Consider the following 14,249-nt stretch of genomic DNA (forward strand, 5'->3'; position numbering starts at 1 on the left):
TCAGGAACTCCGCCACCTGCGCAGCCATTCCAAGCCACGTGAAGTGCCTCCCGGCGCAGCCCCTTCAGCCGGCCTGTACTCGCACCCCACCCAACCAGACCACGCGGTCTGCGCCGACACCTCGTCGATCCATTGAAACAGGTAGGGGTAGTTCAACTCACCCACATCGGGTTCATGTCGCTCCGGCACACCCGCGATCTGGAGGTGCCCGACATGACCGGATGAGAGGTAGCGACGAAGCTTGGAGGCCACATCGCCTTCCGTGATCTGGCAGTGGTAGAGATCCATCTGCATCTTGAGATTGGGCGCACCGACCTCCTGAACAATCGCATGCGCATCGTCCTGGCGGTTCAGGAAGAAACCCGGCATGTCGCGCAGGTTGATAGGTTCGATCAATACCTCCATGCCCAATTTGACCGCTTCTGCAGCGGCCCATCTGAGGTTGCTCACATAGATGGCGCGGGCCTCTTCTCGCGCCAGGCCTTCAGGCAACAGCCCTGCCATGCAATGAACGCGTGGGCATTGCAATGTTTCAGCGTAGCGCAGGGCCAGATGAACCCCTGCGCGAAATTCTTCCTCATGGCCCGGCAAGCAAGCGGTGCCTCGCATACCCCCATTCCACGCAGGGTCCACGCCCGCGGCATCCCACCCGCCGGCCGGCGCGTTGAACAAGACCTGCTGCAAACCAAATTGCTTGAGTCGTGCGCTCAGGGTGCCAGGTTCGTATCCGTAGGGAAAGAGGTATTCGACACCCTCAAAGCCATCGCGCGCGGCGGCTTCGAAGCGATCCAGAAACGGCAGCTCCGGATAGAGAAAACTCAGGTTGGCGGCAAAGCGTGGCATAGGGTGTGCAGGGCCTGTTTGAGACGATAAGTCAACCGCGCTAGGCCTCAAGGCGCCAGTTGGTGGAAAACTCGAATCGATCGACTGGGTAGACGTTAAGGGAAACGGACAAGAGATGCTCGGCCTGGCCCAGGTAGTAGCGCCGAACAAACAATCCGGGTGAGCCTGCTTCGACGCCCAGGATTCGGGCGCTTTCCTCGGGCACGCCGATCGCTCCCACGACCTGCTGAGCTTCAAAGATCCGCTCCCCGCCAAATTTTTCCACCAAGCCATAAATCCAGGCATCTCCCTCTTCCAGGGCATGTTGAATGCCGTCGCACTGAGGGCGCACAAAGATGCGCATGTGAACGATCGGTTGACCACCCCCCGCGGGAAACCTGCAGGTATTGAGCTCCAGCCACCGCTCCTCGAGCTCACAGCGCAACAGGCGTGCCAAGGCCTGGTCTGCGTGCACCCAGCGGGAGCCCAGGTATTTCAGCGTTGTTTGCTGGGCATAGGCCATGAGGTCTCGCAGTGACGACATGGACGCCACGTACCGGGCTTCCAGCTTTTTCGCCAGCACGCGCGTGCCCACCCCCTGCTGCCGCGACAGCAGGCCTTGCTCGCACAGCAGGCGTACGGCCTCGCGCACCGTATGGCGGGAAACCGCAAAGCGCTGGCACAACTGTGGCTCAGGGGGAAGCAATGTGCCCACGGGAAACTGCCCCGCCGCGATCTCTCTGGAAAGGATATCGGCGACCTGGACGTAGCGAGGGGCATGCTGGTGCAAGAGCCCGAGTTCAGTGGGACGGTTCATGGCTCAGGAGCCTAGCAGAGCATGGGAGTCCCCAGCCAAGGTATTGACGGCGTGCCAGATGCCACGTTAACATCCGAACGTCCGTATGTTTAAAACAAAACTGGTGAGCCTGTCCTGGCGCTCGCCCCCAAGGAGACAAGATTGAACCTGCGCGTTGCCCAGCGGCTTCTGATGGCCGCGACCCTGGTTGCCAGTTCGTTCGCCCTGGCTCAGGGCTACCCCGACAAACCCATCAAGCTGATCGTGCCGTACCCGCCGGGCGCCTCGACGGATGTCACAGCCCGCCTGATCGGTCAGAAGGTCTCGGCCTTGCTGGGGCAACCGGTGATCGTCGACAACAAGGGCGGCGCCAGCGGCAACATCGGCACCGAATTTGTCGCCAAGCAGCCGGCGGATGGGTACACCTTCATGCTGGGTACCGACGCCACGCACGCGGCGAACTCCTATCTGGTTGCCAAGGCCACCTTCAATCCACTCAAAGACTTCACGCCACTCGGGCTGGCCGCCATGAATCCCATCGTCCTGGTGGTCCATCCTTCAGTGCCGGCGCACAACCTCAAGGAATATGTGGAAGGGGTGCGCTCGGGCAAGATCGCCAGCGCTTTCGGTTCCTCCGGCACGGGATCCCCGCATCAGCTTGCAGGGGAATTGCTCAAGAGCCGCACCAAGGCCCCCCTCCTTCACGTTCCTTATCGTGGCGGCGGACCGGCAGTGACCGATGTCCTGGGCGGGCAAATTCCCGCCATTTTTTCGAGCGTCATCTCGGTACTTCCCTACATCCAGGCCGGCAAGCTGCGCGCCCTGGCCGTCACGGATGGAAAGCGCTACGCGGGGCTTCCCAATGTCCCCACTATCGGAGAAACCTACGATGGCTTTGACGTGCCCTCCTGGCTTGCCTTCTTCGGTCCGGCCAAGCTGCCCGAAGCGATCGCACAGCGCCTGAGCGGTGCGATCAGCACGGCGCTGCAAGACCCCGAGATCAAGGCGAAGCTGGATTCCAACGGCTTGGTCGTCCCCTCGGATCCAAGCCCCAAGGCCCTGGCGGAATTGCAGCAGCGCGATTACACCCTCAAAGGGAAAATCATTCGCGAAGCAGGCGTTCAGATCGAGTGATGGGTTTTTATCAACCGATATGAGCAGCACCTTATCCAAACCGTCCACTGCCCTGCCGCTTCAGGGCATCGTGGTGATCGAATTCGGCCACAGCGTGGCGGCTCCTTTTGCGGGTCAGGTGCTGTCCGAGCTGGGCGCGGAAGTCATCAAGATCGAAAAACCCGATGGCGATGACGCCCGCAAGTGGGGCCCGCCGTTCGTCGATGGCGCCGCAGCCACCTTCCAAGCCCTCAACCGCAGCAAGCAATCCATCGTCGCCAACCTTAGGGACGCGAGCGATCGCCAAGCCTTGATGGCGCTGATCCTCGAGAGGGCGGACGTCGTCCTGCAGAACCTGCGGCCAGGGCAGGTCGACTCACTGGGCCTGGGCAGCGAGGCCCTGCTGCGCTTGAAACCCTCACTGATCTATTGCAACCTCGGGGCGTTTGGCGCCAAGGGGCCGTTGGCAGGCCAGGCTGGGTACGACCCGCTGATGCAGGCATTCGGCGGCATCATGAGTGTGGTGGGGGAGGAAGGCTGGCCTTCGGTCCGCGTCGGGCCGTCCATCATCGACATCGGCACCGGGATGTGGGCCGTGATCGGCATCCAATCGGCGCTGCTGCGACGCCACGCGAGCGGCTCAGGAGGGGTGGTGGATGTCTCGCTTTTCGAAACAGCCGCCGCCTGGATGACCATGCCCGCCGCTCAATACCTGGCCTCAGGGGAGATGCCCCGCAAGGTGGGTTCCGGGCAGGTCGGCATCGTGCCTTACCGGGCCTACCGTACCAGCGACGGGGAACTGGTGGTTGCCGCTGGCAACAACAAGCTCTTCGCCAGCCTCAGCAAGGCGCTTGGCCACCCGGAATGGGCCGCGCAGGAGCGCTTTGCCACCAATCCGGAGCGGGTGCGCCACGCCGCCGAACTGTATGGCCTGATTGAAGAGCAGATGCACACCCAGAGCACGGCGCACTGGGCAGCCAGGCTGGAAGCCGAGGGCGTGCCCAATGCGCCGGTTCAAAACGTCCAGCAGATGCTCGAGCATGAGCAGACCCAGGCCCTGGGAATTCTTCAGCAGGTGCCCGGCTCCAGCATTCCTCTCATCGGCTTGCCTTTGAGCTTCGACGGCAAGCGTCCTCAGTCTCGTGGTGCATCGCCCGCTCTGGGAGCCGATACCGATCGCCTCTTCAACAAGACTCCGAGCGCACCATGAGCACCTCTATTCCTCCGTACCAGACACTTTTGCTGGACACGCCCGCGCCCCATGTTCTGAGCGTCACCCTGAATCGGCCCGACGCCCTCAATGCCATCAGCACCCAGGTCGGGCGCGATCTGTTCGACTTGTGGACACGGCTGACGGTAGACGCCGGGCAGATCCGCTGCGTGATTCTGACGGGCGCGGGCGAGCGGGCGTTCTGTGCCGGCGGCGATCTCAAAGAGCGCAACGGCATGAGCAACGAAGACTGGCGCCTGCAGCATGAGCTCTTCGAGCGCGGCTTCATGGCGCTGGCCGAATGCCCCATCCCCGTGATCGCGGCGGTGAACGGCCATGCCTATGGCGGCGGCTGCGAGACCGTGCTTGGCTGCGATTTTGTCTATGCAGTCAAGACGGCCAGGTTCGCACTTTCGGAGGTCCGCCTGGGCATCATGCCTGGCGGCGGGGGAACGCAAACCCTCGCTCGAGCCGTGGGAGAGCGCCGGGCCAAGGAACTAATCTTCTCAGCTCGGCCGTTCTCTGCCGATGAGGCGCAGTGCTGGGGCCTGGTCAATCGTGTGCTGGACGATATTCCTTCGTTGATGGCGGCAGCGCTGGAAACCGCGAACACCATTGCGAGCAACGCGCCGCTGTCGGTCAGGCAAGCCAAGAAGTCCATCCACTACGGGCTGCAGACCGATCTGATGACCGGCTACCGATTTGAAATCGAAGCCTACAACCGCCTGGTCGTCACCGAAGACCGGCTGGAGGGCGTACGCGCCTTCAATGAAAAACGCGCACCGGTCTTCCGGGCCCGTTGAAAGAGGCTCGCATGACAAATTCGTACTCATCCGGGCCGGAGGTCATGGTTTGCGAGGTCGGGCTGCGCGATGGCCTGCAGATGTTCAATGCCCTGTTCCCGACCGCGGAAAAACTGGCCTGGATTCAAGCGGAGTCGGCGGCAGGCGTGCGCGAGATCGAGGTCACATCTTTTGTTCCGCCCAAGCTGGTACCTCAGTTCGTCGATGCCCAGGAGGTGGTGCACGGGGCGCTCGCCATCCCTGGCTTGTGCGTTGTCGCGCTGGTGCCCAATCTCAAGGGGGCCGAGCGTGCTATCGAGCTGGGCGTGCACAAGCTGAACTACGTGATGTCCGTGAGCCGTACGCACAACCTCAGAAACGTTCGGCGCGAACGCGAGGAATCGCTGGCCGATTTCAAGCGGATCGCCGATCTCATTCGCGCGCTGCCCGAACATCGCCGCCCTCGTTTGCTCGGCGGCCTTTCGAGCGCATTGGGGTGCGGCTATGAGGGGCGCGTCCCGGTGGCGGATGTCCAGCGCTGGGCGGTGGCCTATGCCGAAGCCGGTGCCGACGAAATCATGATTGCGGACACCGTCGGTTACGCCGACCCTGTCCACGTCAAGGAAGCCTTTCGCGCCGTGATCGCCGACGTGGGCACCTTGCCAGTCTCGGCGCACTTCCACGATACGCGCGGACTGGGACTGGCCAACGTCGCGGCGGCACTGGAATGCGGCGTGCGCCGGTTCGATGCTTCGCTCGCCGGACTGGGTGGCTGCCAGTTCGTGCCGAGCGCGACCGGAAACATCGTGATGGATGACCTGTGCTTCATGCTCGATGCCATGGGCATGCGAACGGGCGTCGATCTGGAGAAGCTGGTCGCCGTCAGGGAGATCGTGGCCCGGAATCTGCCGGGCACACCGCTCTACGGCAAATTGGCCGGAGCCGGCCTGCCGGTGAATTATCACGCCGGCGCCACAGCGGCCTGAAATACCGCTTTGAACTCCTTCAACCCCCTTCAAGAGATATGGCCATGAGCACAGACATCGAAAGCGTCCACGTTCCGCTGGGCGAGGACTATCCAGATATTCGGGAAGGCGTGCGCCGGATCTGCGCCGATTTTCCCAATGCCTATTGGCGTGACATCGACAAGCAGGAGGCCTACCCGACCGCGTTCGTACAGGCCATGTCGGACGCGGGCTACCTGGCATCGCTGATCCCCGAGGCCTACGGCGGCGCAGGCTTGCCGCTGCGGGCGGCGGGCGTGATTCTCCAGGAATGCCATGCCAACGGTTGCTATGCGGCTGCGGCACACGCGCAGATGTACACCATGGGAACCCTGCTTCGCCACGGCAGCGAAGAGCAGAAGCAGCAGTACCTGCCCAAGATCGCCACCGGTGAGCTGCGGCTGCAGGCCTTTGGCGTCACAGAGCCCACCACCGGCACTGACACCACGAAACTCAAGACCAAAGCAGTGCGGGACGGCGATCACTATGTGGTCACCGGCCAGAAGGTGTGGATTTCCCGCGCCTTGCACTCCGATCTGCTGCTGCTGCTGTGCCGCACGACGCCGGTGGACCAGGTGGTGAAGAAGACCGACGGCCTTTCGGTATTACTGGTCGATCTCCGCGCAGCCCGGGGCAACGGGCTGGAAATTCGCAAGCTCGATGCCATGATCAACCACAACACCACCGAGCTGTTCTTCGACGGCCTTCGCGTCCCGGCGGCGAACCTGATCGGCCCCGAGGGAAAAGGTTTTCGCTGCATCCTGGACGGCATGAACGCGGAGCGCATTCTGGTGTCCCACGAGTCGATCGGTGATGCCCAGTGGTTCATCCGCACGGCGTCTCAATACGCCAGCGAGCGCATGGTGTTTGACCGTCCCATAGGACAGAACCAGGGCGTGCAGTTCCCGATCGCGCGCGCCTATGCCGAGATGCAGGGCGCGGAGATGATGCTGCGCAAGGCCGCTGCGCTTTTCGAAGCCAATCTGCCTTGTGGAGAGGATGCCAATATCGCCAAGCTGCTGGCTTCAGAAGCCGCCTGGCATGCCGCCGAAGCCTGCATGCAGACACACGGTGGCTTTGGCTATGCGCGCGAATACGACGTTGAGCGTCGCTGGCGCGAGTCCCGCATTCAGCAGATCGCCCCCATATCGACCAATCTGGTCCTGGCATACATCGCTGAGCACGTGCTCGGCATGCCGCGCTCCTATTGAGACACGACCAGGCGGATTATTCGAGCGCGAAGCTTTGAACCACTATTCGCCACTCAAGACCGTCATCGTGACACTCTGACCTTTCGTCAGCGCCTCGGATCCCACCGCTTCCTGAGACACCGCATGTCAATCACAAGCTCACCAACGCCGCCGCCAGGATTGACCGCACGCCTCGGCGCATTCATTGCCGACACGCCTTCGCGACAGGCTTCAACGCGCCTGCAGACGATGGTGCGAAATGGATTCGTTGACACGGTGGCGACGATGATCGCTGGTCGAGCGGCGCCGGTGGTCCTGATTGCACGGCGGTGGGCGTCGTTGCGGCAGAACACCCGCAACGCCCAGGCGCATGCCCTGCTCGGCTGGGCGCCCATGAGCGCCCGAGACTCCGCTTTGGTCAATGGCGTGGCGGCCCACGCGCTGGACTACGACGACGTCGGCCTGCAGGGCCACCCCAGCGCGGTTCTGGTGTCCGCCCTGCTGGCCGAAGGCGAGCGCCTGGGAGCCAGCGGAAACGCCCTGCTCAATGCCTATGTGACCGGGCACGAAGTATGGGCCGAATTGATTTCGCGCGACCAGGATCTTCACCATTTGAAGGGCTGGCATCCCACAGGCATCTTCGGCACGCTAGGCGCGGCCGCTGCAGTGGCGGCGCTGCGGGGACTGGATGCGCAGCGCGCCGCTCACGCCTTGGGCCTGGCCGCGAGCATGGCAGCGGGCCTCACCGCCAACTTCGGCAGCATGGCCAAACCGTTTCATGCCGGCCAGGCAGCCGCGCACGGCATTGACGCCGTTGATCTGGCCGAAGCGGGCATGACCGCGGCGCCCGACGTCCTGGAGCACCCCACGGGGTTTCTGACTGCCGTTTCGGCAGGTGGGCAGGTCAACCGGGAGCCGCCTCCCGCCGACTTCGGCGCGCCTGCTCGACTGGAATCCCTGGGCCTCACCGTCAAGAAATACCCCATGTGCTTTGCCACCCACCGGGTGATCGACGCGGCGCTGGATCTCGTCACGGCGCACGACATTTCGCCCACTCAACTGGTCGCCGCGGAAGCCACGGTCGGCTCCGCCCAAGCGTCGATGCTTCGCAACGCCCGGCCCCGCAATGGACTGGAGGCCAAATTCAGCCTTCAGTTCGCAGTCGCAGCACCCTTGGTCGCTCGCGCGTGCGGCCTCGGACAGCTTGAAGACACCTTCGTTCAGCGACCCGAGGTTCAAGCCATCTTCGAGAAATTGAGTATTCGCACTGTGAACACCTCGCACCCGACGGAGCCGACACTCGCGGCCAGCGACCGGCTGGTGTTGCAGCTCAGCGATGGGCGGCGGTTGGACAGCGGTGAAGTTTTCGTGGCCCGGGGCGAAGCGAGCGCCCCGCTGAGCGAGCAAGACCTGGCGGCCAAGTTTCACGACTGCGCACGCGGCGTCGAGTCGAGGGCACGCGCCGCACTTCTCGATTCCCTGCTGAACCTGCCTGAAGCCCCGTCTGTTGCTCAGATCGTGCAAGCTGGACGCGCGTGCAAGCTTTGAGGTCGTTCAGGGGGATTGGCCCACGCTGATCGGGGCCCGGGGAATTTTGTTACCGTAGGCCCTATGCAAGACACGCCTACCCCCGCCCACCTGGCTGCCACGCAAGCCATTGATGCAGACCACGCCCTGGTCGCGGAATTTGCCCGTGAACATGCGCGCGGCGCGACCGACCGCGAACGCGCTGTCGCCCTGACCCATGCCGTGCGCGACAGTTTTCTCTACGACCCCTACCGCATCGACCTGTCTCCTGTGGGCATGCGTGCGAGTACGGTACTCACCAACGGCTACGGCTGGTGCGTTCCCAAGGCTGCATTGCTGGCAGCGGTGTGCCGCGCCGCAGGCATTCCCGCGCGCCTGGGTTTTGCGGATGTGCGCAACCACATGTCCACGGAGCGCATGCGACAGACCATGAAGACGGATATGTTCATCTGGCATGGCTACGCAGACATCTGGATCGATGGTGCCTGGCGCAAGGCCACGCCCGCCTTCAACCTGAGTCTGTGTGAAAAGTTCGGCCTGCACCCGCTGGATTTTGATGGCGAGCAAGACTCCATCTACCATGCGTTCGACAAGGCGGGCAATCGGCACATGGAGTACACCAATGATCGCGGCAAATTCGACGATCTTCCTCTTGCACTGATAGACGCAGATTTTCGAGCGACCTACCCCAACTGGCTGCGCGAAGCGGGTCTTCAGAGCGAATTGGCCAAAAGCGATTTTCTGGCCGATGTAGACAAAGAGACCCAACCCGGCCAGTGAGCCCCCTCTCTCAGCGCAGCCCGCGCGCTGACGCGCGGGCATGCTCTCAAGCCCGGTCCATCAACCGCGGCGGCGTTGCTGCAGAACCGCCAGGCCGCACAACAACATCGCCATCAGCCAGAGAGTCCATTGGCCCATCGTAGGTACTGATGCAATAGTGCCCACACCCCCCGGCCCCGCCAGCGGCACGCCGACGACTACAGGGTCCACGATGGTGCCGTTAATGCTCAGATCAGCATCTCCATTGGCTCCATCCGTCAAACTGTAGGTCACGGTCTGGCCGTGGATGGTGGCAGGTATCGTGTACCAGTGGTCCGCAGCGTTGTCGTGCGTAGGCCCCCACTTCCAGAGCTGGGCCCCCGCCGGCAAGGCCTGCGGATAGGTGAGGGTCAAGGTCAGGCCACCGCCATCGCCGCAGCCATTGGCCGTGAACGAGAGCAGGTCAGTGAACATCTGCCAGCCGGCAGGTGCCGCAGCGGGCAGGGTGCTCGTCAGCGCAGGCACGCCAGAAAGACGGCATGTGGTCTGGCTGAACTGCCCGCCCAGATCACCGGCGGTGCCGGTCAGGGGAAGTGTGAACTGCTCAGGCGGCACGGCACCCAGATTCAGGCCTATCACCATGGGGTTGTGGTCGCTAGCTCGGTATGGGTCCGCCGCGTAGAAGCTGCTCTGCTGGGCCACGCTCTTGAACTCCAGGTTGTAGTCCAGGATGACGGGTTCCTCGGCATTGATGTTCCACTTGTAGACCCCTGCAATCTGGCCGCTGCTGGCGAGTGCATTGCTGGCAAAGATGTGGTCGAGCGACCCCCACAGGCCATCGAACGAATAGGAGTATCCGGTCGACACCTTCTTGTAACCACCACTGACCAGGTCCGTCACAACCTTCTCTGCACCGTAGGCATTGAAGTCACCCACCATGAGTACATCCGCATCAGCATCGCCCGTGGGGTTGGTCGCAAGCCATTGGAGCAGTTGGGCCACCGCGCGTTCGCGGGCCACGGTGCTGGCACCTTGGCCATCACCAGCGTTCTCGCCTTGCAAGGGCGTGCCGCTGCCTTTGGACTTGAGGTGGTTCACCACCACGGTGAACTTTTCCCCGTCGGCCAGTGAAGAGAAGGTCTGCGCAACCGGTACGCGGTTGCCGTAGGTCGTGCCCACAAACGCATCGTAGGTCGAGGTACTTGGCGTGGCCGCTGCCCCCACGGGTGTTACTTTGCCAGGCTTGTAGATGATGGCCACCATGATGGCGTCTGTACCACTATCGGCCTGCTGAACGAAAGCAAAGGTGCCAGGGCCCGCGATGGCGTTCAAGGCATCCACCAGAGATTGAATGGCGCTCTTGCCGTTATGGGGAGTGCTGTCCGTGGGGTTGGAAAAACCGTTGTTCTGGATTTCCATGAGGCCATAGACGTCGGCGTCCATCTCCAGCAGTTGAACCACCAGTTTGTCGAGTTGACGCTGATACTCGATTTCATTGGATGCGCCGCGCGCTGCAATGCTGCCGCCGCCGTTGGCAACAAAGCTCCTGGTTCCCAGGGTACTGAAGAAGTTCAGCACATTGGTGGCTGCGACCTTGATCTCCGCTGCGCGCACGCTCGCCGGGAAGTCCGCCACGGTAGGGCGCGCTTGGGCCGTGAAGTTGGGCACCACGCCCGCAACCGGCTGGATGCGGTAGTTGGTCTCATGCGCTGCGGGTTGGGGGTGCGCATTGGAACCGCTGTTGGTATCGCTGCTAGCTTGCCAGACGAACTGATCGAGGATGCCTACGATGCGGTCGGTGTAGTCACCCGCACGCAGAGGATTGCCGGCGGTGAGCGCTTGGCCGCCGCGTCCCACCAGGCCTGTTACAGGGTTTTGTCCGCCGGTGGCGTCGTCCAGGAGAATCTGGCTGAGCTTGAGCCGCTCGTTGTCGGCGTCAAAGCCCGATGTGCTGGGGGCGTTGGTTTCCGTGAATTGAAGCTGCAGCTCGTCCGGCGCCAGCGTCACCTGACCGTAACGGCCCAGGTTGTAGTTGTCCGTGACTACCAACCTGCCATTGGGCTTGGCAGAAACCACCTCCACAATCATGCCTTCGTAGCGTTCCCAGACGTCCATGCTGGCTATAGGCAGCGTGATCCTGACCGGGGCGGGCAAGCTTCCGCCCGTGTACACCACGGTATAGGTGTGGGGGCCGGTAAGCTCGGTCAAACCCCGGTACTCAGTCACTCGTCCTGTCACCTGATAGGTCGTGCCCACTGGGCAAGCGCCACCCCTCATGAAAGGGGGCAGGTTCTCCAACTGCGATCCGTAGTACACGAACACGCCTTCGGAGGTCGCAGCATCGCTGTCCATTTCTTCCGCTCGCGTCGCTTGCAGCGTGAAGCCCGTCATGCCTGGCTGGCACCCAGTCAGCATGCCCTGAATCGTGTAGTTGTTGCCATTGCCAGCCAGTGCGCTGGCCGCACCGCTGCCTTGAATGCTTGAAATCTTGAAAAAGCTGGCGTTGGGATCGTCGTTGCGTATCACGCCGTTGGCGGCCGGCGTGGTGATAGTGCCTGCACTGGGGTTGCTCAGAGTGACGGTGAAAGTCTCGTCAAGTTCGCTGGCAGTGTCGCCCACCACCAGGACCGTAACTGTCTTGGTCGTTTCGTTGGCAGCAAACGTCACGGTTCCGCTGGGCAGGGCGCCACCAAAGTCCGCCGCGTCGGCGGGATAGGTGCCGCTGCCAGTGACCGCATAGCTCACGGTGGCAGCACCCGTCGTCACGCCTGCGCGGGTCACAGTGAACGTAAAGGCGCTCGTGCCGCTTTGGCCCTCGCTTCGATCGGCATCCAGCGCCGCAATGGCAAAGGTGGGGCCAGTCGGCGGGGCGCCGCCCTCCATGGTGAAGTCATCAATGGCCAAGCCGTGGTCATTGCCAGCGTCGTTGGTCTCTACCCACCTCAACCATATGGTTTGCCCCGCCTGCCAGTTCAGCCCAGACAAGGTGCCACTGACGGCCACACGCCCTGCCACATTGCCGTCAACCGCAGCGGCACTCGCGCCCGTCACAGGTGAATCCCACGATAAGGAGTTGTTCCAGGAGGTGACGCCCGCCAGGTTGCCGTCCGAGCTGATGCCGTACTGCAACGCCATTGGCTGGGCGCTGGTGTTCCCGCCATTGCGCCACTGCTCACCATTGAAGGCGATGTTCAAGGTGTTGACCGTGGCGCCCGAGGTGTTGGTGGCGGCCAGGGCGATAAAGCCGCTTAGCGATCCGGAGCCCACGCCGCCCAGCGCTCTGTCCGTGTTGCTGCCGGTACCGAAGCTGTAGAACGCACCGCTGTTCGATGCGCCATCGCCCGCGCGGTAAGTCGCAATGGCGTCCAGCGCCGTACTGTAGAGATACCAGCCCTCTATGGTCGTGCCTTGCGACCAGGCATTGGCTGTGCCCGTCGCGCTGAGCGCGTCGAAATTTTGCGAATAGCTGCCGGTGAATGCGACAGGCCCCGCTTGCGCGGCAGCCGTCATGCCCAAAAGGGCGGTCAGTGCCAGCGCACCTGCAGCGCGCGGCACCAATTCAAAAATGGTAGCTCTTGTGTACATGAGATGGTCCTCCTCCTCGGCCACGGCATAGGTACGCCGTTGGGCTCGGTGAATGTCCATTTGTCGCATCCCAACGTGAAAAGCCGGTGTCATGTGCGCGGCAAATGCGTGACAGCCACACTCTGGTGCATGAAGATGCCAAGCTGGAGCTTGGCGCTCCCAGGGGGGAGACACTTTCAGCACGACCGCAGTGCCGCGGGATCCCACGGCGGGTAAGTGGTGGCGATCCTAAAGGGGCCCCCAGTCCTGAATTCGCTTTGGGTATTTCCTGGGAGCGCCAAGCTCCAGCTTGGCATTGCAGCGCTTGCGGTGACCTCGAAATTGCCAAGCTGGAGCTTGGCGCTCCCAGGGGGAAGGCACTTTCAGAACCACCGCCGTGCTCAGATAAGGCGCCACTCCATCCGACGCGTTCACTTCGCTAGGTGTGCTTGGGCAAAGTTTCGCGAGTGATGCGGCGAGCCGTGAACTCCTTGCCCAGCAAGGCTGCTGTCGCCCGCAGCGCGGCGATGACCTTGGGCTCATGCGCCTCAAGGGCAGGCAAATAGGTCTGCACCGCAATGCCGCATGACACCTGCCCGTTTTCGTCGAATATGGGCAGGGCGCAGCTACCAATGCCCACGTGCTGCTCCGACGCGGTGCGCGCCAGTCCATCTCGCCTGATTTTCTTCAGCGCATCCGACAGACTTGAAAGCGTGGTGTTCGTATGCGGCGTGAAGACCTCATAGGGTTCCGGACCCAACCAATACGACCAGCTGTCCTCGGGCTCATAAGCCACCAGCAGCCGGCCCAGCGCTCTTGAATGAATGGCGAGCGCTGTGCCCAGCTGCACGTCATAGCGGACGGAACCCCCAGCGTCGTACCGATCGCCATAGACCAGGGTTCTCTGGGTTCGGTCCAGGTACCCGAAAGCCACCGTCATTTTCAGCTCTTCACTGACCTGCCGCAATCCATCTCGAATCAGCCGGCTGACCGAATCCAGAGACATCAGCTGAAGGCCCAGACGGAACGAACGAGACCCCAGTTCGAACCCACTGTCCACTCGGCGCACATAGCCCAGGGAAACAAGCTCATTGAGCAGCGCCAACGCACTCGGCTTGGGCGTGTTGAGCAGCGTGCTCAGCCGGGCCAGGGAGTACGGCGCTTCGGGGCTGGCCAGTGTCTGCAGCAAGCTCAGCACGCGATTGACGGCCATAGGGCCGGCCCGAGCGGTCTTGCTTTTCACATATTCACTGGTTTGATCGCTGTCTATTCGCATATGTAAATATTAAACCAGCTTTCTTACGTCGTACAAATAGATATTTCACTGCATTTTTACTCTAAGCTTAGGTGTTTTCCCTGAACCCATGAAACCTCAGACCGCTATAAGCTCTTGTTTCCAAAACGGAATAAACATTCACATATGGGTACGAAACTGAAGGCTGCCTACGCCGGGAGCTTCGCGAGGCAGGCCCCACCACCAAT

At 62.3% G+C, this 14,249-nt stretch carries 11 protein-coding genes; 7 read left to right on the forward strand and 4 right to left on the reverse strand.

Annotation, left to right across the window (positions count from 1 at the left end):
• The gene (gene otnI / locus ABIE13_RS11070) at nt 1-843 is read right to left on the reverse strand and encodes a 2-oxo-tetronate isomerase (protein ID WP_354443301.1); all 843 of its coding nucleotides are present in this window, start codon (nt 841-843) and stop codon (nt 1-3) included.
• A gap of 40 nt (nt 844-883) precedes the next feature.
• Nucleotides 884-1,639, reverse strand: a complete 756-nt coding sequence (locus ABIE13_RS11075) for a GntR family transcriptional regulator (protein WP_354443303.1) — start codon at nt 1,637-1,639, stop codon at nt 884-886.
• A 141-nt stretch (nt 1,640-1,780) separates the two neighbouring features.
• Between ABIE13_RS11075 and ABIE13_RS11080 the strand changes: the two genes are divergently transcribed.
• From ABIE13_RS11080 to ABIE13_RS11110, 7 genes are all read left to right on the forward strand, one after another.
• Complete coding sequence (locus ABIE13_RS11080; protein WP_354443305.1) at nt 1,781-2,752, forward strand: Bug family tripartite tricarboxylate transporter substrate binding protein; 972 nt, start codon at nt 1,781-1,783, stop codon at nt 2,750-2,752.
• Nucleotides 2,753-2,771: 19 nt separating this feature from the next.
• Nucleotides 2,772-3,941 (forward strand): CaiB/BaiF CoA transferase family protein, encoded by a 1,170-nt coding sequence (locus ABIE13_RS11085; RefSeq protein ID WP_354443307.1) that lies wholly within the window; start codon nt 2,772-2,774, stop codon nt 3,939-3,941.
• A complete protein-coding gene (locus tag ABIE13_RS11090; RefSeq protein WP_354443309.1) occupies nt 3,938-4,744 on the forward strand; it encodes an enoyl-CoA hydratase/isomerase family protein in 807 nt (268 codons plus the stop codon). Before ABIE13_RS11085 ends, ABIE13_RS11090 begins: the two co-directional genes overlap by 4 nt.
• 11 nt (nt 4,745-4,755) lie before the next feature.
• Entirely contained in the window at nt 4,756-5,709 is a 954-nt protein-coding gene (locus ABIE13_RS11095) for a hydroxymethylglutaryl-CoA lyase (protein ID WP_354443311.1), read from the forward strand.
• Between the two features lie 44 nt (nt 5,710-5,753).
• Nucleotides 5,754-6,938, forward strand: coding sequence for an acyl-CoA dehydrogenase family protein (locus ABIE13_RS11100; RefSeq protein WP_354443313.1), 1,185 nt, complete (start codon nt 5,754-5,756; stop codon nt 6,936-6,938).
• A 123-nt stretch (nt 6,939-7,061) separates the two neighbouring features.
• Nucleotides 7,062-8,465, forward strand: a complete 1,404-nt coding sequence (locus tag ABIE13_RS11105; RefSeq protein WP_354443315.1) for an MmgE/PrpD family protein — start codon at nt 7,062-7,064, stop codon at nt 8,463-8,465.
• Between the two features lie 63 nt (nt 8,466-8,528).
• Nucleotides 8,529-9,224 (forward strand): transglutaminase-like domain-containing protein, encoded by a 696-nt coding sequence (locus ABIE13_RS11110; RefSeq protein WP_354443316.1) that lies wholly within the window; start codon nt 8,529-8,531, stop codon nt 9,222-9,224.
• Nucleotides 9,225-9,284: 60 nt separating this feature from the next.
• On the opposite strand, the gene ABIE13_RS11115 is transcribed toward ABIE13_RS11110, so the two are convergent.
• Together ABIE13_RS11115 and ABIE13_RS11120 are read right to left on the reverse strand one after the other, a co-directional pair.
• Entirely contained in the window at nt 9,285-12,788 is a 3,504-nt protein-coding gene (locus tag ABIE13_RS11115) for an ExeM/NucH family extracellular endonuclease (protein WP_354443318.1), read from the reverse strand.
• Between the two features lie 418 nt (nt 12,789-13,206).
• The gene (locus ABIE13_RS11120) at nt 13,207-14,043 is read right to left on the reverse strand and encodes an IclR family transcriptional regulator (protein ID WP_354443320.1); all 837 of its coding nucleotides are present in this window, start codon (nt 14,041-14,043) and stop codon (nt 13,207-13,209) included.
• Nucleotides 14,044-14,249: the final 206 nt, after the last annotated feature.

Source organism: Ottowia thiooxydans, assembly GCF_040548795.1.
In the GTDB taxonomy this organism is placed as follows: domain Bacteria; phylum Pseudomonadota; class Gammaproteobacteria; order Burkholderiales; family Burkholderiaceae_C; genus Ottowia; species Ottowia thiooxydans_A.

Bases quoted from the DNA above. Each gene is read 5' to 3' on its own strand.
- otnI (WP_354443301.1), bottom strand. From the start codon at position 843: ATGCCACGCTTTGCCGCCAACCTGAGTTTTCTCTATCCGGAGCTGCCG.
- ABIE13_RS11075 (WP_354443303.1), bottom strand. From the start codon at position 1,639: ATGAACCGTCCCACTGAACTCGGGCTCTTGCACCAGCATGCCCCTCGC.
- ABIE13_RS11085 (WP_354443307.1), top strand. From the start codon at position 2,772: ATGAGCAGCACCTTATCCAAACCGTCCACTGCCCTGCCGCTTCAGGGC.
- ABIE13_RS11090 (WP_354443309.1), top strand. From the start codon at position 3,938: ATGAGCACCTCTATTCCTCCGTACCAGACACTTTTGCTGGACACGCCC.
- ABIE13_RS11095 (WP_354443311.1), top strand. From the start codon at position 4,756: ATGACAAATTCGTACTCATCCGGGCCGGAGGTCATGGTTTGCGAGGTC.
- ABIE13_RS11100 (WP_354443313.1), top strand. From the start codon at position 5,754: ATGAGCACAGACATCGAAAGCGTCCACGTTCCGCTGGGCGAGGACTAT.
- ABIE13_RS11105 (WP_354443315.1), top strand. From the start codon at position 7,062: ATGTCAATCACAAGCTCACCAACGCCGCCGCCAGGATTGACCGCACGC.
- ABIE13_RS11110 (WP_354443316.1), top strand. From the start codon at position 8,529: ATGCAAGACACGCCTACCCCCGCCCACCTGGCTGCCACGCAAGCCATT.
- ABIE13_RS11115 (WP_354443318.1), bottom strand. From the start codon at position 12,788: ATGTACACAAGAGCTACCATTTTTGAATTGGTGCCGCGCGCTGCAGGT.
- ABIE13_RS11120 (WP_354443320.1), bottom strand. From the start codon at position 14,043: ATGCGAATAGACAGCGATCAAACCAGTGAATATGTGAAAAGCAAGACC.